Annotated in this window: 16 protein-coding genes; 13 read left to right on the top strand and 3 right to left on the bottom strand. The window is 38.4% G+C overall.

Features of this window, described 5'->3' with window-relative positions:
* Nucleotides 1–65 precede the first annotated feature (65 nt).
* The 8 genes from TEGAF0_RS03515 (at nt 66) to TEGAF0_RS03480 (ending at nt 10,828) form a co-directional block, all read left to right on the top strand.
* Entirely contained in the window at nt 66–2,564 is a 2,499-nt protein-coding gene (locus tag TEGAF0_RS03515) for a S9 family peptidase (RefSeq protein ID WP_264900091.1), read from the top strand.
* Between the two features lie 155 nt (nt 2,565–2,719).
* Nucleotides 2,720–3,904, top strand: coding sequence for an acyl-CoA dehydrogenase family protein (locus TEGAF0_RS03510; protein WP_264900090.1), 1,185 nt, complete (start codon nt 2,720–2,722; stop codon nt 3,902–3,904).
* The gene (locus tag TEGAF0_RS03505; protein WP_264900089.1) at nt 3,904–4,410 is read left to right on the top strand and encodes a shikimate kinase; all 507 of its coding nucleotides are present in this window, start codon (nt 3,904–3,906) and stop codon (nt 4,408–4,410) included. Before TEGAF0_RS03510 ends, TEGAF0_RS03505 begins: the two co-directional genes overlap by 1 nt.
* Nucleotides 4,403–4,795: a DUF423 domain-containing protein gene (locus TEGAF0_RS03500; protein ID WP_264900087.1), complete on the top strand. Its 393-nt coding sequence runs from the start codon at nt 4,403–4,405 to the stop codon at nt 4,793–4,795. Before TEGAF0_RS03505 ends, TEGAF0_RS03500 begins: the two co-directional genes overlap by 8 nt.
* Nucleotides 4,796–4,879: 84 nt before the next feature.
* Nucleotides 4,880–7,528, top strand: coding sequence for an FtsK/SpoIIIE family DNA translocase (locus TEGAF0_RS03495; protein WP_264900085.1), 2,649 nt, complete (start codon nt 4,880–4,882; stop codon nt 7,526–7,528).
* 94 nt (nt 7,529–7,622) lie between these two features.
* On the top strand, nt 7,623–8,252 hold the full coding sequence (locus TEGAF0_RS03490) for a LolA family protein (RefSeq protein ID WP_264900084.1): 630 nt from the start codon (nt 7,623–7,625) through the stop codon (nt 8,250–8,252).
* Nucleotides 8,253–8,360: 108 nt separating this feature from the next.
* Complete coding sequence (locus TEGAF0_RS03485; RefSeq protein WP_264900082.1) at nt 8,361–9,497, top strand: alpha/beta hydrolase; 1,137 nt, start codon at nt 8,361–8,363, stop codon at nt 9,495–9,497.
* Entirely contained in the window at nt 9,494–10,828 is a 1,335-nt protein-coding gene (locus TEGAF0_RS03480; protein ID WP_264900075.1) for an alpha-L-fucosidase, read from the top strand. The genes TEGAF0_RS03485 and TEGAF0_RS03480 overlap by 4 nt, the downstream gene beginning before the upstream one ends.
* Here TEGAF0_RS03480 and TEGAF0_RS03475 read toward each other — a convergent pair.
* Genes TEGAF0_RS03475 through TEGAF0_RS03465 form a run of 3 tightly spaced genes read right to left on the bottom strand, consistent with a single transcriptional unit; the run spans nt 10,825 to nt 14,664 of the window.
* A complete protein-coding gene (locus TEGAF0_RS03475) occupies nt 10,825–11,460 on the bottom strand; it encodes a response regulator transcription factor (protein ID WP_264900073.1) in 636 nt (211 codons plus the stop codon). The two genes, TEGAF0_RS03480 and TEGAF0_RS03475, sit on opposite strands and share 4 nt — an antisense overlap.
* On the bottom strand, nt 11,453–13,765 hold the full coding sequence (locus TEGAF0_RS03470) for an ATP-binding protein (protein ID WP_264900071.1): 2,313 nt from the start codon (nt 13,763–13,765) through the stop codon (nt 11,453–11,455). Before TEGAF0_RS03470 ends, TEGAF0_RS03475 begins: the two co-directional genes overlap by 8 nt.
* Entirely contained in the window at nt 13,762–14,664 is a 903-nt protein-coding gene (locus tag TEGAF0_RS03465) for a ribonuclease Z (protein ID WP_264900069.1), read from the bottom strand. The genes TEGAF0_RS03470 and TEGAF0_RS03465 overlap by 4 nt, the downstream gene beginning before the upstream one ends.
* 230 nt (nt 14,665–14,894) lie before the next feature.
* Here TEGAF0_RS03465 and rpsO point away from each other — a divergent pair, with 230 nt between their 5' ends.
* The 5 genes from rpsO to TEGAF0_RS03440 all read left to right on the top strand — a co-directional run bounded on the left by rpsO (nt 14,895) and on the right by TEGAF0_RS03440 (nt 19,937).
* Nucleotides 14,895–15,167 carry a 30S ribosomal protein S15 gene (rpsO, locus tag TEGAF0_RS03460; protein WP_264900067.1) on the top strand — a complete coding sequence of 91 codons (273 nt, stop codon included), beginning with the start codon at nt 14,895–14,897 and terminating at the stop codon, nt 15,165–15,167.
* A gap of 142 nt (nt 15,168–15,309) precedes the next feature.
* Entirely contained in the window at nt 15,310–17,466 is a 2,157-nt protein-coding gene (gene pnp, locus TEGAF0_RS03455) for a polyribonucleotide nucleotidyltransferase (protein WP_264900065.1), read from the top strand.
* 93 nt (nt 17,467–17,559) lie between these two features.
* On the top strand, nt 17,560–18,387 hold the full coding sequence (gene prmA, locus TEGAF0_RS03450) for a 50S ribosomal protein L11 methyltransferase (protein ID WP_264900064.1): 828 nt from the start codon (nt 17,560–17,562) through the stop codon (nt 18,385–18,387).
* A 73-nt stretch (nt 18,388–18,460) separates the two neighbouring features.
* Nucleotides 18,461–19,105 carry a glycerol-3-phosphate 1-O-acyltransferase PlsY gene (plsY, locus tag TEGAF0_RS03445; RefSeq protein ID WP_264900062.1) on the top strand — a complete coding sequence of 215 codons (645 nt, stop codon included), beginning with the start codon at nt 18,461–18,463 and terminating at the stop codon, nt 19,103–19,105.
* A 22-nt stretch (nt 19,106–19,127) separates the two neighbouring features.
* Nucleotides 19,128–19,937, top strand: a complete 810-nt coding sequence (locus TEGAF0_RS03440) for a M48 family metallopeptidase (protein WP_264900061.1) — start codon at nt 19,128–19,130, stop codon at nt 19,935–19,937.
* The last annotated feature ends 11 nt before the right edge of the window (nt 19,938–19,948 follow it).

Here is a 19,948-nt window from a genome sequence, read left to right as displayed (position 1 = left end):
GATAAATGGTTTATTATTAATCGGTTAAAGAGTTATTTTAGGTTCCCAAAACCAATTATACGAATATGAGACTATTTCAATTCTTAGCGATAATGCTGTTCAGCAGTACGCTATTGGCACAACAAACACCAATAACCAAGGCCAATTATGAATTGGCTGCCAGGTTCTCTCCAAACAAAGTTCAGAAAATGGTTTTCAGCTTAAATGTGGATCCACATTGGCTTAAGAAGTCTGATCGTTTCTGGTATATGTATGAAACCAGTGAGGGGAAGAAATGGTACATCGTAGATGCAGCAAAGAGTGAGAAAAAATTATTGTTTGATAATGCTGTAATGGCAGCTAAGCTAACCCGCATTACCGATGATCCAATGGATGCTCAGCATCTGAACATCGATAGCATGAAATTTATCCGTGATGAAAACTGGATCAGCTTTGAAGTAAAGACCACTAAAGATGTTGTAAAGAAGGATACAGCTGCCAAAAAAGGAACACCACCTGTAATGGAGAAAAAAGTGTTCTATTTTGAATACAATATTAATAGCGGTGAGCTGGTTGAAATTACAGATCCAGTAAAAACAAAGCGTAAGCCAATGTGGGCAAGTATAGCTCCTGACAGTTCCATCGTCATTTTTGGCCGCAACAACAATTTATGGTCAATGGACTGGGCTAGTTATAAGAAAGCATTGGTAAACGAAAAGGATTCTACCATTGTGGAAACACAATTAACCAAAGATGGAGTTGAAAACTTTGGATATCATAGCAACGGAAACGGAGAAACCAATGTAGAAAAAGAAAAGAACAAGGGAATTAGAAGACCTGCTTTTATTTTATGGTCGCCAGATTCCAAATATTTTGTAGTCAATATAACTGACAGCAGACGAGTGAAAGATTTGTGGGTTATTAATAGTATCGCAGAACCAAGACCAACATTGGAAACCTACAAATACTGGATGCCGGGCGAAAAGGAGTCCCCTGTAGAATACATGCGTTTATTTGAAGTAGGTAATAAGTCGATGAGAGAAATTAGTACAGGAATGTACAAAGATCAGACAGTCAATGTATGGAGTGCTCCATCTAAAGTGAGCAGCCGCGATGATGAAGGAAGAGCTAATATCTGGTTAGGCACCGCTGATAAGTTTTATTTCAGCAGAACCAGCCGCGACCTTAAGAGAATTGATATTGGAGTAGTGGATGTAAAAACGGCTACAGCTAAAACATTAATTCAAGAACAAATGAATACCTATGTGGAAATCAGAAGAATCGGTTTGGTGAACGAAGGAAAGGAATTGATTCAATGGAGTGAAGATGATGGTTGGGGACATTTTTATTTATACGATGAGAATGGTAAATTGAAAAATCAAATAACATCAGGGCCTTGGCATGCAGAAGATATTCTTGCTATTGATGAAAAAGCCCGAGTGTTGTATTTTTCAGCGAATGGCAAAGAGGTTGGTGAAAATCCGTACTACCTTCACGCTTATCGTGTAAACTTTGATGGCACAGGACTTAAGCTATTAACTCCCGGAGATTTTGATCACAGCACTTCCATGGATGATAATAAGCGTTATCTGGTGAACAGTTTCTCCAGAGTCAATACAGTTCCTAAATCAGTGCTATTGGCGGCAGATGGTAGAAAAATTATGGATTTGGAAACCGCAGACCTAAGTAGTCTGTTTGCAGCAGGCTATAAGTTTCCGGAAATATTCAAGGCCAAAGCGGATGATGGCATTACCGATTTATACGGTGTAATGTACAAGCCTTTCGATTTTGACAGTTCCAAGAAATATCCGATTGTAGAATACGTATATCCAGGTCCTCAAACAGAAGCGGTGAATACTAGTTTCAGCAGAGGCTTCGATAGAACTGACCGTCTTGCGCAGCTAGGAGTGGTTGTAATCACTTTAGGTAACAGAGGAGGACATCCAAGCAGAAGTAAGTGGTATCACAACTATGGATATGGTAACCTGAGAGATTATGGATTGGCAGACAAGAAAGCAGTAGCTGAACAATTGGCCGATAGACATAAATTCTTAGATATTAATCGTGTGGGTATTCATGGTCACTCTGGTGGAGGCTTCATGAGTACAGCGGCCATACTTGTGTATCCTGATTTCTTTAAGGTGGCTGTATCATCTGCCGGTAACCATGACAATGCTATTTACAACAGATGGTGGAGTGAGAAACACCACGGTGTTAAAGAAATTATCAGTGAGAAAGGGGATACAACTTTCCAATACAATATTGATAAAAACCCGGATTTGGCTAAAAACCTAAAAGGTAAATTGTTGTTGTTCCATGGTGAAATTGACAACAATGTGCATCCGGCAAATACGATGCGTGTAGCCAATGCACTGATTAAAGCCAATAAGCGTTTTGATATGAAGTTATTGCCTACACAAAGACATGGGTTTGGCGATATGACTGAGTATTTCTTCTGGGGTATGAGCGATTATTTTGCAAAATATTTGATTGGAGATTCAACAGAACGTCCGGTTGATTTGGAAGAAATGAACCGCGATATTCCTCAAAATAATAAAGCTTCAGGAGGCGGAAGAAGACAATAATTCCCGATTCCTTATTAAAAAATCCCCGATTAATTTTAATCGGGGATTTTTGTTTATGACTTTTTCTTCAAGCAAATTAAGGCTTTACGCAAAACTTTTTTGGGGAGTCAATTAGTAGTATTTTTGCATAATTATTTAAGATTCAAACTTCAAACATGGCTGCCAGAACAGATTTGTTTCAATCCCCTGATTATTACCAGTTAGATGAATTGTTAAGTGAAGAACACAAACTAATCAGAGACACGGTAAGAGCATATGTAAAGAAAGATATTTCGCCAATCATAGAAGAGTATGCACAGCGTGCAGCTTTTCCAGAGCAAATTGTAGCACAATTAGGGGAATTGGGTTGTTTTGGCCCAACAGTTCCAACGCAATATGGTGGAGGCGGTCTGGATTATATTAGTTACGGATTAATGATGCAGGAATTAGAGAGAGGAGATAGCGGTGTTAGAAGCACGGCATCTGTTCAGGGAAGTCTAGTAATGTATCCGATTTATGCTTATGGTAATGAAGCACAAAGAAATAAGTATCTGCCAAAATTGGCATCAGGGGAATGGTTGGGTTGTTTTGGATTAACCGAGCCCGATCATGGTAGTAACCCTGCAGGTATGACTACCAATATTAAAGACGCTGGAGATCATGTTATTCTGAACGGAGCCAAAATGTGGATCAGTAATGCTCCTTATGCAACAGTGGCTGTTGTTTGGGCAAGAAATGAGCAAAATGAAATCCAGGGAGTAATAGTAGAAAGAGGCATGGAAGGATTTTCTACGCCAACCACTCATGGCAAATGGAGTTTGAGAGCCAGTGCAACCGGCGAATTGGTATTTGATAATGTAAAAGTTCCCAAAGAAAATATTTTACCGAATGTAAAAGGATTAAAAGGCCCTCTGGGATGTTTAACCAAAGCCAGATATGGTATTGCCTGGGGAGCATTGGGCGCTGCAATGGATTGTTATGACACTGCATTGCGTTATAGCATGGAACGTCAGCAGTTTGACAGACCTATTGGAGGATTTCAATTGCAGCAAAAGAAACTAGCTGAAATGATCACAGAAATTACTAAAGCGCAGTTGCTGGTTTGGAGACTTGGGGTATTGATGAATGAAGGCAAAGCTACTCCACAACAAGTAAGTATGGCTAAAAGAAATAGTTGCGAAATTGCAACCAATATCGCTAGAGATGCCCGTCAAATGCTAGGTGGTATGGGAATTACCGGCGAGTATAGCATTATGCGTCATATGATGAATCTGGAAAGTGTAATTACTTATGAAGGAACACACGATATTCATTTGCTAATTACAGGTATGGATGTAACAGGATATAACGCCTTCAAATAATGAAGCTTTTTTTACTTGGGTTAATGGGCAGTGGTAAAACGTTCTGGAAAAACGAACTAGCTGCCAAACTTAAGTTAACTGCGTATGATCTGGACCAGTTGATTGTTGCAATTGAAGAAGCTAGTATTCCGGAAATATTTGAGCGTGAAGGAGAAATTTATTTCAGAAAAACGGAAGCTAAAATTCTGAAATGGTTCGGAGAAAAAAAATCTTTTGTACTGGCAACTGGCGGGGGAACACCCTGTTTTCATCAAAATATGGAATGGATGAATCAGCAGGGAATAACTATTTGGCTGGATGAGCCCGTATCAGTATTAACCGAAAGGCTGAAAAATGAAACTGCCAATCGCCCATTGTTAAAGAACTTGGATGAAGTGGGCCTTCAACGTTATCTTGAAAGACAACTGACAGACAGAACACCATTTTATAATTTGGCAAAAATCAGACTTAGTGGCAACCAGATAAATCTGAAAAGCCTTTTATTAAAAATTAAAGAATATGCATAAAGGATTTATTATTACTGCCTCCGTTTTAGGTGCAGTTGCGGTAGGCCTTGGTGCTTTTGGTGCACATGGATTGAAGAGTCTGGCTTCACCTGCTCAGCTCACTACATATGAAACAGCTGTTAAATATCAGTTCTACCATGTTTTTGCATTATTGTTAACGGCCTTATTGTATGCTCATTTCCCTGTAAATGGGGTAATTGTAAGTGGCAAAATGTTTATTGCCGGCATGGCTATTTTTTCTGGTTCGCTTTACTTACTTACATTTTTACAGATCGCAGGATACAATCAATTTTATTGGTTAGGCGCTATTACCCCTATCGGGGGATTATTACTGGTTCTGGCATGGGTTTGGCTGGCTATTTCTGTCTATCGTTACAACGGATAGTGGAAAACTGAGCGCGCCCCAGGCATTTTTGCACATTGTAGTTCAACTAACTCGAAAAGGGTAGGCAAACAGTATATTTGATACATGGCAAATACCCTAAGAAAAAAGACGCCACCACCTCCGGATCCGGAAGAATTGAATCCAGATAAAGATGCTACTGTATCTGTTGCAGAAGTGGTAAAGGATGAAAGAACCGAGAAGATTATCGGATCTATATGTTTATTATTGGCGGGATTCCTTTTCATTGCTTTCACATCCTATTTGTTTACATGGCAGGAAGACCAGGATAAAGTTCAACAATTCGGGGTTCAGATATTTTCTACAGATGATGTAAGGGTCAATAATTTATTAGGTGTATTAGGTGCCTATATATCACATACTTTGTGGTACAATGGGTTTGGAATTGCTTCTTATTTGTTTTGTACCGTTTTTTTTGTGGTTGGTGTTAATCTATTGTTTAGCAAAAAGGTCTTCAGGCTTTTGCGAAACGGCAAATATGTATTAGTAGGCCTAGTTGTATTTAGTATGGCCAGTGCATTTGTGTCAAAGGGGGCTGAGTTTTCATGGGGTGGTGCAGTAGGAGAATACCTGAATGAGTGGATGGAGAAATGGATTGGTCGTATTGGTACCGGAGCCCTATTGCTACTTACACTATTCAGTTATTTTATCTGGAGATTTAATCCTGTATTTTCTCTTCCGGAGTGGAAATGGAATGCAAATGCTCCGGATGATACAATGGTTAAGAATTTAGCAGCAGAAGCGCCCATTTCCGGGCAAGCAGACATGCAATATGAAGCAGAAGATGTAAGGGATTCAGCAACGCTCTCCGAAAATTCATTGGATGAGGAAGAAGCTGATTTACTGGTTAGTAAAAACAAATTAAAAAATGAAACCAGCGCAGTTTCAGTTATTATGCCAGCCACGGAGCAACCCGCCAATCCAATGCATCAATTTGATGTTGTTGAAAAAGAGGATGATACAACTGGTGAATTGTTGGATTTACATCTTGAGCCAACATCGCAGGAAGAACTGGCGTTTAGCGCTGAAGAAGACGATGAACTGATTGAGGAAAATGAGCTGGAAGAAATGACAGAAGAGGAGGAAGCCTTAGAAGAAGAGGAAATTCCGGAAGATACAGAAGAGCTTGAGCTGGAAATCAAGGAACAGCCTGCTGTAGTTACTGAAGCTGAAGCAGAAAGTATAGCTGCAACCGTAGGAAGCCTTGCAACCAAATATGATGTTACCCTTGATTTAAAAAACTATAAATATCCGGGTTTAGATTTACTAGAAACGCATGGTAGTGAAAAAATTGTGCATGATCCTGCCGAGCTGGAAACCAATAAAAATCAAATCATAGCTACCCTGAAAAACTATGATATTGCTATACAGCGAATAGCAGCAACTGTAGGACCAACGGTCACTTTGTATGAAATTGTTCCTGCACCTGGCGTTCGAATCAGTCGTATTAAAAATCTAGAAGATGATATAGCCTTAAGTTTGGCTGCATTAGGTATACGTATTATTGCTCCCATTCCCGGAAAAGGAACAATTGGAATAGAAGTTCCCAATGTAAGGAAGACGGTGGTGAGTATGAAAACATTGCTGGCAAGTGAGAAATTTCAGAATAGTAATTTTTCATTACCTATTGCAATTGGTAAGAAAATTGACAACGATAATTTCATTGTTGATTTGGCTACTATGCCTCACTTGTTGATGGCGGGGGCAACTGGTCAAGGTAAATCTGTAGGATTAAATGCCATTCTGGTTTCATTGTTGTATAAGAAACATCCCTCTCAGCTAAAGTTTGTACTGGTTGATCCTAAAAAAGTAGAACTGAGTTTGTACCGTGTTATAGAAAAACACTTTCTGGCAAAATTACCCGGAGAAGAAGAGTCTATTATTACGGATACTAAAAAAGTGGTTTACACATTAAATGCCCTTTGCATTGAAATGGATAACCGATATGATTTATTAAAAGAAGCGGGTTGCAGAAATATCAAGGAGTACAATGAGAAATTCACTGCCAGAAAACTGAATCCTGAAAAAGGCCATCAGTATCTGCCCTTTATTGTGCTGGTAGTAGATGAATTTGCAGATTTGATTATGACAGCCGGAAAAGAAGTAGAGATGCCGATTGCCCGACTGGCCCAGCTGGCAAGAGCTATTGGTATACACTTGATCATTGCAACACAACGTCCCTCTGTAAATATTATCACAGGAACTATCAAAGCAAATTTCCCTGCAAGAATAGCATTTAAAGTTTCCAGCAAAATTGATAGCCGCACCATTTTGGATGCCGGTGGAGCAGAACAGCTAATAGGAAAAGGGGATATGCTGGTAAGCTATAATGGCGAAATTACCCGTTTGCAGTGTGCTTTTGTGGATACTCCAGAAGTAGATGCTGTCTGTGATTTTATTGGAAATCAGAAAGGATATCCTCAGGCATTTTTATTACCTGAATACACGGATGAAAAAGATATGGAGGGAAAGGATTTTGATGCCAATGACCGGGATCCCCTTTTTGAAGATGCTGCCAGACTGATCGTTAGCAGTCAGATGGGCTCTACTTCTCTGATCCAAAGAAGAATGAAGCTGGGTTATAACCGTGCCGGCAGATTGATGGATCAGTTAGAAGCAGCAGGTATTGTAGGACCCAATCAGGGAAGTAAAGCAAGGGAAGTATTGTTCAAAACCGACTCAGAGTTACAGGGTTTTCTTGATACCATGATATAGTTTGTCTAATAATGCTGCTATTTTACCGAAACTTTAATGACTCTCACTGAGCTAAATCGGTCGAAGCTGTATATTTGCAGCCTAATTGATTTACATGCATAAATTATACATAACCGCTTTATTTAGTTTTTGTACTTTCTTATTCGCCCAGGCACAAAATGATCCCAATGCTAAAAAAGTTATAGATGCATTTGGAACCAAGGTAAAAGCGTCTAAAGGCATTACTGCATCCTTTTCCTTAAAATCATTCACCAGTAAAGGGAAATCCAACGGTAATAAAGCTTTATCCCTATTTATGCGTGGAGAAAAATATGTATTAAAGCAGGGGAAAACTGAAATAATTTGCGACGGAAAGAATGTGTACAATTACGATGGTGCAAAAACCATTACAAAATCTGTTGTAGAAGAAAGTAGTCAGACGCTTAGCCCTCAAAAATTACTGGCTGGTTCATATGATAAAGATTTTTCCTATAAGCTGGTAAATACCAATGGAAGTTTTAATGAGATTGAAATGGTTCCTTTGGACAAGCGTAAAAATTTTCAAAAAGTCACCCTGTTTTTTAATAAAAAGACAAGTTTATTGTCTAAAGCGAGCATTGTAGATAAAAGCAATAATATTACGGAGCTAGGCGTGAATAATATTAACCTGAATGCAAAACTGGCCGATGCAATTTTTGTTTTCACACGTTCTAATTATCCTAAAGACGCAGAGATTTTAGATTAATTTAAGTCTTTTTTCGCTGATTATTAGGGTATCGGCAATACATATAGATCTAATTGTTAAAAGCCTCGGGTTTGTCCCGGGGCTTTTATTTTTTCTTAATTTTAATACATGAGAAAGTATTTTTTGCTACTATCTGTTTTGTGGAGTTCAACCTTGCTGTCGCAATACAGTGCAAGATTTGTGGTTACAAGTGTGGCAACCCGGAGTAACGAAGACATTTATTTGTCTGGAACTTTCAATAATTGGAATCCACAGGATCCACAATATAAATTGAAGCCATTCAGCGGCGGAAGAAAAAGTATTGTGTTAATCAATATGGCACCAGGAACCTATGCCTTCAAATTTTCTAGAGGCCAAAACAAGCAGGAGTCAACCGCTGATGGCAGAGATATTGCAGAGAGAATCATTGAAGTCAACGGAGATATATCAAATGAGTTTGTAATTGAAGGCTGGAAAGATGATTATCCTGAAAAGCCGAAGGCTTTTACAGCCAGCCCTCAAGTGAAAATGCTTGATTCGGCTTTTGTAATTCCACAGTTGAATACTAAGAGAAGAATATGGGTTTATCTGCCCAAATCCTATTCAACAAGTGATAAAAAATATCCGGTTTTATACATGCAGGATGGTCAGAATTTATTCAATGAAAAAACAGCATTTGCGGATGAATGGGGAATTGATGAATGTCTTGACAGCTTACAACGAAAAGGACTAAAAGAGTGTATTGTGGTGGGTATTGATCATGGCGGTGCAAAAAGAATCAATGAATACAATCCATATGATCATTTTCAGTATGGCAAGGGACAAGGAAATGAATATCTTCAGTTTTTAGCAGAAACGCTGAAACCTTATATAGACAACAAGTTCAGAACGTTAAAGGGAAGAGATTATACGTATCTGGCAGGTAGTAGTATGGGAGGGCTTATTAGTTGGTATGGTCAATTGAAATATGCAGCTGTTTTTGGAGGGGGAGCAATTTTCTCGCCCTCTTTCTGGATTTCTCCTCAAATAGCAGTAGATGCACAGCAATGGGATGGTATGGAAATGCTGCGCATGTATTTTTACACTGGCGGTAAAGAAGAAGCCAATGCGGTAAATGATTTGAATAAAATTGCAGGTATTATGCAAAAAAAGAAAAATGCACAAATCAGAACCGTTGTTAATCCCATAGCCCAACATTCCGAAAAATACTGGCGTCAGGAGTTTGCTTCTTTCTATATTTGGATGAGTAATAACTGGAAAGAATGAAGCAGATAAAAGGGTTAGTCATATGTATATTTATTTTTTTTAGTACGCTAAGTGCACAAAACAGAAATCCTTTGCCCAGTGGTGCACAGTTAAAATGGCATGATAATAATTATTATTTCTTCATGCATTTTGGCCCCAATACTTTTACTGGAAAAGAGTGGGGAGATGGCAAAGAAAAAACTTCCATTTTTAATCCTTCACAACTGGATACTGACCAATGGTGTAGAATTGCCAAAGAAGCAGGTGCCAAAGGAATTATCATAACAGCAAAACATCATGATGGCTTTTGTTTATGGCCCAGCAAATATTCAACACATACAGTTCGTGAAAGCGCTTTTAAAAAAGATATCCTGGCTTTATTGTCTGCTTCCTGTAAAAAAGCAGGTCTTCTATTTGGGGTTTATCTTTCTCCATGGGATAGAAATCATCCTGATTATGGAACAGAAAAATACAACGATGTATTTGTAAATATGTTAGGAGAAATATTTCAAAACTACGGACCTGTCTGGGAATTATGGTGGGATGGCGCCAACGGTGAGGGCCCCAATGGTAAAGTTCAGCAATACGATTGGAGCCGGTTTGAAAATTTTGTAAGAAAAGCTTCTCCTCAAACTGTTATTTTCAGTGATATTGGACCCGATATTCGTTGGGTAGGAAATGAAAGTGGATATGCCGGAACAACGAATTGGAATTTACTAGATACAGCTGGATTTAAGAGAGGTCACGGAGCACCTAGCCAGGATACACTAGGGGCGGGTAATTACAGAGGTGCACAATATATTCCTGCAGAAGTGGATGTAAGTATTCGCCCGGGATGGTTTTATAGAGATACTGAAAATGATAAAGTTAAATCAGCAGAACAATTGTTTAACATTTATCTGAAATCAGTTGGGAGAGGAGCCAATCTGTTGCTGAATGTTCCCCCCGATTCAAGAGGGCTGATTCATGAAAATGATCAGAAAGCCTTAATGGGGCTTAGGCAAAAAATAGATGCCTTATATCAAAAAGATGTATTGAAATCTGCACTGGTAAATGAAGCCGGACCAGATAAAAACTCACCCGGAAAAAAGTATACCTGGTTTTATTTATTGAAATCACCAGCCACTTTTAATGGGATTATTTTAAGTGAGCAACTTAAATACGGTCAGAAGATTGCTTCTGCTACGATTAGCTTTTCCTTACATGGGGAGCTGGTACACCAGGAAGATATTACAACAGTAGGGAATCAGCGAATTCTTACATTACCTTCACCTATTCAGGCAACAGAAGTTTCCGTTGTAATCAATGAGTCTAAAGGAATGCCGATTTTAAAAAGACCGAAAGGGTTTTAGGAGGAAATGATTTTGTGTTCATAAGCCCACTTAACCAATGACAAAGTATTATTGGTTCCGGTTTTACGAAAAATGTTTTTTCTGTGGGTTTCAACTGTTCTTACAGCAATATTCAACTGGTCGGCTATTTGCTTATTAGACATGTCTTTTTCCATTAAACAAATGACTTCAATTTCACGTTGTGTTAAGTGTGCTGCCTGTACTTCCTCTTTAACATGTGCAACGGTTTCGAGAGCATCTAAAATATTATCAGGGAAATATTGCCCGCCGCTTGCAATTTTTTGTATGGCATGTACAAGTTCTTTTGCATTGGTTTGTTTTAGTAAATAGCCGCTGATTGAGGCTTTCTGAACGAGCTGGTCAATTACAGTTCCCTCACCATTCATGCTTAATGCCAGAATTTTAATACCCGGATACAGAATACTAACCATTTCAGCTAATTCCAGACCATTCATTTCTGGCATCATTACATCAGTTAATAATACATCTACCTTTTTTATAGATAAGAGATCCAGCGTTTCTTTTCCTGTATTGGCAGTTAGTACAATTTCGATACTTTCTTCTTTTTTCAAAAGTGCTAATAGTCCATCTATTACAATCTGATGGTCGTCTACAATTCCAATCTTAATCATTGCTATTATTCACTTTTTTCGTTAATGGTATATATATGGCTACAAGTGTGCCATTACCCAAACTGGTATTCCATTCAACAGTTCCTCCAAGATAATGAATCCTTGATTTAATATTGGATAAGCCGATTCCTTCTTTATGAATTAGTCCATTTTCAAACCCTTTTCCATTGTCTTCAATCATTACATCTATACCATCTTCGGACTGATTGATGGAAATATCCAAATGAGTGGCCATGGCATGTTTTATTACATTATTTACACTTTCTTGAATTACTCTGTAAAGTACACCTTCAACGTGGGAAGGCAGAGCGTGTAAAATTCCTTCAGTTGATAAGTTTATTTTTAAGTTTCGCTGATTTATTTGACCAATAAACTCCTGAACTGCCTTGGCCAATCCTTTTACCAATAGCGCGTTTGGCATCATATTATGACTTACTTGTCTTACTTCGTCGCAACTTTCTTTCACCAGGCTCATTGATTTGTTAAACAATTCAGCATCATCAGGAGAAATATTATTTAACTGATCTTTTATAGCCTGTAAATTCATATATGCGGCCGACATCATTTGCCCAACTCCATCGTGCAAATCACTTGCGATTCTTTTCCTTTCTTTTTCTTCAGCGTTAATAATATCTATTGTTGCGTTTTTCTGCTGAATCAGCATTTCTTTCTGATGAATGCTTATCTGGATATTTTGTTTTCTTTTATATAGATAATAAACAAAAAGAGCTATTAACCCTATGCTTATAAGTGCAATGACAATTTGATTGTTTTTCCTAGCTACTTCCAGTGCTTTAATTTTATTTTGCTCACTTAATCTGTTTATTTTTTCTTCACTAATACTTGAGTCCAGCTGAGCTTGTAATATTTTTTTATTTTGTTCACTTAGTAATAAGCTATCTAATACAATTTGCAGGTTTGCATCTGCAAGTTTTAATTTTTGTTCTGCAATTTTAAACAAGTTCTGGTTGATGGCCAATTGCTGGTTAGAAATGGTTAAAGACTTGATAGAATCCGATTTATTCAATAGTGAGATGGTATATTCTTTTTTCTGTGTTTCATATTTGGTTTGTAGTTCATTGACTTCTTTAATGACTTTATTCCCCATGAATTTTTCGTTGATGGCAACGAATTTTGTTCGAAACTCCAACCCTGATTTATAATTACCCATTGCAGAATCCAATGAAGCCCGGTGATTATAGATTTCGCCAAAAGTATATTCATCTGCCTTTGATTCAATAGCAGTTTTTTCGGCTTTTGTAAACCATTCCAAAGCCTTCTCGTATTGATTAGAAAGATAGAGCGCGTAACCAATATTTTGTTCAATCAATGCCACTCCAGCAGTGGATTGATTCATTTTTGCCAACTCAAGTCCTTTTTGTAATAGAGGAATAGCTGCTACATAGTTTTTCTGACGGATATTCATCGCCCCAAGATTATTATAGACAACCTGCAGCCCTCTTTTAAAATCAACTTTTGTAAAATTGTCAATGCTTTCATTCAATTCCCGCATAGCCGTAGAATAATCATTCATCTCTACATAAACATTCGCCAGATTTACATGGGCAATTCCTAAATTTCTCCAATCCTTAATTAAACTGTTCGAAATGATGGCTTTCTGAAAGTATTCAATGGCTTTAGGATAATTCTTGGTTTGATAAAATAGCCTTCCGATATTATTTTGTGTTAAACCAATTGTTTTAGTGTCTTTTAATTGCTCTTGAATTTCAAGTGATTTAATTAGGTATATCAATGCCAGCTTAGGTTCCGTTTTTTCTGTTAGCATAGTTCCTGCATTATGATACAAAGCGCCGAGTGATTTTTGGTCATTCAGTTGCTTGTAAAGCTGTTCTGCCTTATTGAATTGTTCAGTTGCCATTGAATAATCAGCAGACAAAGTATAGCACTGGCCTAACATTGCATGATTGGCAGCAACTTCAATGGGTCTTTTGATTTGTTGCCAGATTAGTGATTCCTGAATTAAGTAAGGCAATGCTTTTTGGGGAACACGTTTTACAATAAAAAAGTTGGCATTGGCTCTAAGTGCTGCCGCTAAACCGGGTTTATAGTTCCATTTAGCAGATAACTGTTGAATTTGCTGTGTGTTTTTAAATGTATTTACAGAATCAGTAAAAGATTGATAAAAGGCAAGTTGAGCAAGTTTGTTTAATTGCACCGTATCTTTTATTACCGTTGGAATGATTGCTTTTAAACTATCAATTTCTTTTTGATACTGAGCTTTTGACTGAGATGAAATAAAGATAAAAGCAATAAAAAAACAAACAAGAGGAAGTTGCTTTTTCATATTTTAAAAGTTACTCCCTCTATGGCAAGCTGGGTATGGGGAAATACTTCTAGTGCTTCCTTTAGGTAATCATGCAATTCTTCGAACTTACTACTGAAGTGCCCCAGCAATAATCCTCCTGCATTTGCTTTTAAAGCAATGGTGGCTGCCTGCGCAGTGGTGCTGTGAAACCTGGCAGCTGCTCTTTCTTCCATTCCATTCAAATAAGTTGCTTCATGATAAATCATGGTTACATCTTTGGCTATGTTGGCTAATCTTTCATCATATAACGTGTCTGCACAATACGCATAACTTCTAGCAGGGCTATTGGTTACAGTTACCTGGTCATTGTAAATAACCGTACCGTCTTTTGCCGTATAATCATAACCTGCTTTTAAAGATTGATAATAGGCGGAAGGTATATGATGCTGAACGGCTTTTTCTTTGTCAATTTTTCTGGGCTCTTTTTTTTCCCTGATTAAAAAGCCCCAGCAGGGAATTCTGTGTTGGGTTTGAAAAGTTTCTACTGTAAATTTTGATTCATCCAGAATAATTCCCTCTTTTTCCAGGGGATGAAAAATCAAAGGGAAAGGCAGGGTGGTAGATGCTACGCTGAGTTGCAGTTGAATAATTTCCTGTAATCCGGCAGGTGCAAATAAGTGGAGGGGCTGTTCCCTGTTTAGCAAGGCCATGCTGCTTATTAAACCAATTAATCCAAAATAATGATCCCCGTGTAAGTGAGAAATAAAAATATGATTGAGTTTTCCTCTTCTGATTTTATACCTTGACAATTGCATCTGGGTACCCTCTCCGCAGTCGATTAACAATAATTGGTCGTAAATGGTAACAATTTGAGCACTTGGATGCCTGTCATAGGCTGGCAAGGCAGAATTGTTTCCTAAAATGGTTACTGCGAACATATACAGGTTAGTAGAGGTATTAAAGTGGGAAGATACACAAATTATTATTTTTTGCCCTGCATAACTGCATTAATTTATGTCTGTTTGGTCTTCAAATACCTGCTTTGGCCCACCTCTCCCGAAGGGTTTTAAAAAAAATCATATAATTTGTCTATTTTCAGGAAAATTGGTACTTTTGCACCGAAAAAAAAGAAAGAGTCTAATTCCGGAGTCTATTTAAAAATTTAGAGATGCCTTATTTAACTACAGAAAAGAAAGCCAGCATTTTTGCTGAATTTGGTGGAAAAGCTACTAACACAGGTTCTATTGAAGCGCAAATCGCTTTATTGACAGAGCGTATTTCGCACATTTCAAAGCATTTGCAAGCTAACAAGAACGATCATTCAACTCAGCGTGGCCTGATGATGATGGTAGGTCAGCGTAAGCGTTTATTATCTTATATGCAGAAGCACAACCTTACAGGATACCGTGCATTAATCGAAAAATTAGGTCTGAGAAAATAATTCTGCAGACATGTTATAAAGCCATTCCCAACTCACAAGTTTTTGTAGTTGGGAATAGTTGTTTTATCCTGTATCTTACATTTTACCAATCAAACAGGTGATGGGCAATAAAGAATGCCCGGTCAACTACATTTTAAAGCATATGTTATCACAACCAATAAGTGTTCAATTTAACCTGGACGAGAAGCGTCAGGTAACCATTGGAACAGGTAAGCTGGCTCGTCAGGCAGACGGAGCAGTTACTGTTCAGCAGGGAGACTGCATTATCATGGCAACTGTTGTTGCGAATAAAGACCCTAAAGAAGGGCAGGACTTTTTTCCTTTGAGTGTAGATTACCAAGAAAAATTTGCCTCTGCAGGACGTGTCCCTGGTTCATTTTTCAAAAGAGAAGCTCGCTTAAATGATTACGAAATTTTAACGAGCCGATTAATTGATAGAGCATTAAGGCCATTGTTTCCTGAAGATTATTTCTGTGATGTTCAGGTACTGGTTACTTTAATTTCAAGTGATGCAGAAGTAATGCCGGATTCGCTTGCTTGTTTAGCAGCATCTGCGGCTTTAGCTGTTTCTGATATTCCCGTTAAGGAAATTATATCTGAAGTAAGAATTGCTAAAGTAAATGGTGTTGTCATAATAAATCCGACCCGATCAGAATTGGCCAATGCAGATTACGAGTTTGTAATTGCGGCTACTGAGAAGAACTTGATGATGGTGGAAGGAGAAGCCAAAGAATGTTCTGAAGAAGAATTGGTAAAAGTGTTAGAAATAGCGCATGAAGCTATTCGTGTTCAAATTAAGGCACAGGCCGATTTAAGAGATAAGAAAGGCGTAACTGGAAAACGTGATTATAAAAAGCCTGAGCAGGACGAACAAATCAAGGAATTGGTTTACAGTTTTGCAAAAGACCGTGTATATCAGATTTCAAGAAATGGTTCTGCCAAGCACGAACGTACAGATGCGTATGCAGCATTGAAGGATGAAGTAATGGCTGCATTACCTGAAGATGTTACTGATTTGCAAAAGAAATTAGCAAAGAAATACTACGAAGACCTTAAATGGGAAGTAGTTAGAAACATGATTCTGGAAGATCGTATTCGTTTAGACGGACGTCAGCTAGATCAGGTAAGACCATTGGCTATGGAAGTAGAACCACTTCCAACTCCACACGGATCTGCTTTGTTTACCAGAGGCGAAACTCAATCATTGACTACTGTTACTTTCGGTACCAAATTAGATGAATTGCTGGCTGAAACTGCTGCGAAGTCTGAATACTCCAAGTTTTTTCTGCACTACAATTTCCCTCCATTCTCTACAGGTGAAGTGAAAATGATGCGCGGTGTGGGCAGAAGAGAAGTAGGTCACGGTAATCTGGCGCAACGTTCATTAAAGCAAATGATGCCGGCTTCTTTGGATTTCCCTTACACTGTTCGTATTGTAAGTGATATTCTTGAAAGTAATGGATCTTCTTCCATGGCAACTGTTTGTGCCGGTTCACTTGCTTTAATGGACGCAGGTGTTCCAATGCCTAAGCATGTAAGTGGTGTAGCAATGGGATTGATTACCCGTGAAGATGGGAAGTATGCCATTCTAACTGATATCCTAGGTGATGAAGATCATTTGGGCGATATGGACTTTAAAGTAACCGGAACCCGTGATGGAATTTGCGGTGTACAGATGGATATTAAAGTAGACGGACTAAGCATGGAAGTAATGCGTGAAGCATTGGCACAGGCTAAAAAAGGCCGTTTACATATTTTGGATGCTATGTACGAGTGTATTCCAGCTCACAGACCAGAAGTGAAGCCACATGCTCCAAGGATGGTGAAGTTAATTATTGACAAGGAATTCATTGGTGCAGTTATTGGACCAGGTGGTAAAGTAATCCAGGAAATTCAACGTGAAACTGGCGCAACTGTAAATATTGAAGAAGTAGGAAATATGGGTGAAGTAAGCATCTTCTCTGCTTCTAAAGATAGTTTAGACAATGCGGTTAGATGGATCAAGGGGATTACGGCTATTCCAGAAGTTGGAGATGTATATGAAGGACCGGTGAAAGGAATTAAAGAATTTGGAGCTTTTGTTGAATTCATGCCAGGAAAGCAGGGCTTGTTGCATATCAGCGAAATTAGCTGGAGCCGCCTCGAGTCTATGGATGGATTATTTAAGGAAGGAGATATGGTGAAAGTTAAGCTGGTAGGTCTTGATCCAAAGACTGGTAAGTTCAAATTAAGCCGTAAGGCCTTAATGCCTCGTCCTGAACAGAAACCAAAAGAGAACAATCCTAATAAAGAAGGATAATTGTTCAATGTGAATATTGCAATGGCCCGTAAGGGCCATTGTTATTTTATAGGCTTTTATTTTACTATTTATTTAGGTATTTAAATTGCAAGTATGAAAGATAGCAAATACATTGAAGTGGATATTTCCCTAAAAGGATTGCAGGAAGATCAGTCAGATATTTTTGTTGCGGAACTGGCAGGGTTGGGATATGATGGATTTCAGGAGGAATCTGATTCATTAAAAGCCTATATCGCTGCAGATAATTTTGACGAAGAGGCATTAGCGGAATTAGGGAAAACATATCAGTTCACATTTACCTATTCGGTTATTGAAAAGCAGAACTGGAATATACTCTGGGAATCCAATTTCAGCCCAATGCAAGTAGAGAATTTTGTAGGAGTAAGGGCGGGATTTCATCCGCCGTTTGAGGAAGTGGAGTACGAATTGATTATTACACCTAAAATGAGTTTTGGAACCGGACATCATGGGACTACTTATTCAGTCATGAAGCTGATGCAGCATATTGATTGTAAAAACAAACAGGTGTTTGATTTTGGAACAGGAACTGGAATCCTGGCCATTCTTGCCGAAAAATTAGGAGCTGCTAATGTACTGGCGATAGACAATGATCCCTGGTGCATTGAAAATACAGAAGAGAATATCAAGGTTAATCAATGTACCAATATTCAGGTTGAACTGGCCGATCAACTTAAAACAGACACTGCCTACCATGTCGTAATTGCCAATATCAATCGACATATATTAGAGCAGAATGCCTCAGCACTGTTTATGATCACCCAAACAGGAGGCATATTGATTATTAGCGGATTATTAAAATCTGATGAGGAAGATATGGTAAAACTATTTAATAAAAAGGGGTTTCAATACCTGAAAACACAGGAAAAAGACGGGTGGGTTGCCATACAATTTTTAGCCTAATTGGTTCGTTTTTATGTTAAGAAATCATTAACTTAGATAAATAGTTTATCTTTGTGCCCCCAATTATACGTACATGAACGAAGTTTTATTGATTTTGTTGGCCTATTTAATTGGTTCAGTGCCAACTGCAATTTGGATTAGTAAGTATTATTTCAAAATAGATATACGAGACTATGGTAGTGGTAATGCCGGTGCTACCAATACTTTTAGAGTACTGGGTTCCAAATGGGGTACCATTGTAATGGCCGTAGATGTGTTAAAAGGAATTATTGCCACCTCCCTCTATATTTTACTACCTTATTATTTAACCGATGAGTGGGATAGAACCAATTTTATGATTGGTTTGGGTCTGGCTGCTGTATTGGGACATATATTCCCTATTTGGGCTGGATTCAGAGGAGGAAAGGGGGTTGCTACTTTGCTTGGGATGGCCGTAGCAATACAGCCCTTGGTGGCTTTGTGTTGTGTAGGGGTTTTTCTGATTGCATTGTACTTAACCCGATTCGTTTCTTTAAGTTCAATCCTGGCAGGTGTATCTTTTATGGTATTTATCCTGTTCATTTTCAACGAGAAAGAAACTTTATATCGAATTTTTGCTGTACTCGTAGCACTGATGGTGGTACTGACTCACCAAAAAAATATCGGAAGAATTTTAAGAGGTACAGAAAGTAAAATCCCTTTATTTAAATCAAGGGATAAAAATAGAAGCGGAAAGTAATTGTGTATACAAGGCAGATTTCATGAAAAAACTTTTTTGGAGCATAGCAGCAATAATCTTGTTATTGACAAGTATTACCGGTTGTCAGCGAAATGCGATAACCGGAAGAAAACAACTAAGTCTGGTTCCTGAATCAGAGGCCCAATCACTTGCTGCTACGCAATACAAGTCTTTTATTCAGACTAATAAACTGGTTACTGGAACTGCAGAAGCTTTGATGGTTAAGCGAGTGGGAGAGAATATCGTTAAAGCGATAAAGGCTTATTATGAGCAAAAAGGACTCAGCCAGGAACTTGCAGGATACAGTTGGGAAATCAATCTGGTAAATGACAAACAAATGAATGCCTGGTGTATGCCTGGTGGCAGAATCGTAGTGTATACAGGTATTTTACCAGTCACTAAAAATGAAGCGGGACTAGCTGTTGTAATGGGACATGAAATTGCCCATGCGCTAGCAAGACACGGTAGTGAGCGGATGAGCCAGGGATTATTACAGCAGGGTCTGGGGGCAGGCCTGTCAATAGCTTTATCCAGTAAACCACAGCTAACGCAGGAAATTTTTAATACCTCCTACGGAATTGCTTCCGGAACCATTATGCCTGCTTTCAGCAGAAGCAACGAGTTGGAAGCAGATCGTTTCGGATTAATGTTCTCCGCACTTGCCGGATATGATCCCCGGGAAGCCATAGCTTTCTGGAATAGGATGTCTTCCGCAACAGGTGGAGGAAGTACACCTTCTTTGTTAAGCACACACCCAAGTGATGCTGAAAGGATTGCTGCGCTTGAGAAAATCATGGCCAGTACCCTTCAGAATTACTATAAAAAGTCGTAACATTTTTTTAA

The sequence above is a fragment of the Sediminibacterium sp. TEGAF015 genome (assembly GCF_025997995.1).
In the GTDB taxonomy this organism is placed as follows: domain Bacteria; phylum Bacteroidota; class Bacteroidia; order Chitinophagales; family Chitinophagaceae; genus Sediminibacterium.
This window is presented reverse-complemented; position numbering and strand designations above follow the sequence as displayed.

Bases quoted from the DNA above. Each gene is read 5' to 3' on its own strand.
- TEGAF0_RS03515 (WP_264900091.1), top strand. From the start codon at position 66: ATGAGACTATTTCAATTCTTAGCGATAATGCTGTTCAGCAGTACGCTA.
- TEGAF0_RS03510 (WP_264900090.1), top strand. From the start codon at position 2,720: ATGGCTGCCAGAACAGATTTGTTTCAATCCCCTGATTATTACCAGTTA.
- TEGAF0_RS03505 (WP_264900089.1), top strand. From the start codon at position 3,904: ATGAAGCTTTTTTTACTTGGGTTAATGGGCAGTGGTAAAACGTTCTGG.
- TEGAF0_RS03500 (WP_264900087.1), top strand. From the start codon at position 4,403: ATGCATAAAGGATTTATTATTACTGCCTCCGTTTTAGGTGCAGTTGCG.
- TEGAF0_RS03495 (WP_264900085.1), top strand. From the start codon at position 4,880: ATGGCAAATACCCTAAGAAAAAAGACGCCACCACCTCCGGATCCGGAA.
- TEGAF0_RS03490 (WP_264900084.1), top strand. From the start codon at position 7,623: ATGCATAAATTATACATAACCGCTTTATTTAGTTTTTGTACTTTCTTA.
- TEGAF0_RS03485 (WP_264900082.1), top strand. From the start codon at position 8,361: ATGAGAAAGTATTTTTTGCTACTATCTGTTTTGTGGAGTTCAACCTTG.
- TEGAF0_RS03480 (WP_264900075.1), top strand. From the start codon at position 9,494: ATGAAGCAGATAAAAGGGTTAGTCATATGTATATTTATTTTTTTTAGT.
- TEGAF0_RS03475 (WP_264900073.1), bottom strand. From the start codon at position 11,460: ATGATTAAGATTGGAATTGTAGACGACCATCAGATTGTAATAGATGGA.
- TEGAF0_RS03470 (WP_264900071.1), bottom strand. From the start codon at position 13,765: ATGAAAAAGCAACTTCCTCTTGTTTGTTTTTTTATTGCTTTTATCTTT.
- TEGAF0_RS03465 (WP_264900069.1), bottom strand. From the start codon at position 14,664: ATGTTCGCAGTAACCATTTTAGGAAACAATTCTGCCTTGCCAGCCTAT.
- rpsO (WP_264900067.1), top strand. From the start codon at position 14,895: ATGCCTTATTTAACTACAGAAAAGAAAGCCAGCATTTTTGCTGAATTT.
- pnp (WP_264900065.1), top strand. From the start codon at position 15,310: ATGTTATCACAACCAATAAGTGTTCAATTTAACCTGGACGAGAAGCGT.
- prmA (WP_264900064.1), top strand. From the start codon at position 17,560: ATGAAAGATAGCAAATACATTGAAGTGGATATTTCCCTAAAAGGATTG.
- plsY (WP_264900062.1), top strand. From the start codon at position 18,461: ATGAACGAAGTTTTATTGATTTTGTTGGCCTATTTAATTGGTTCAGTG.
- TEGAF0_RS03440 (WP_264900061.1), top strand. From the start codon at position 19,128: ATGAAAAAACTTTTTTGGAGCATAGCAGCAATAATCTTGTTATTGACA.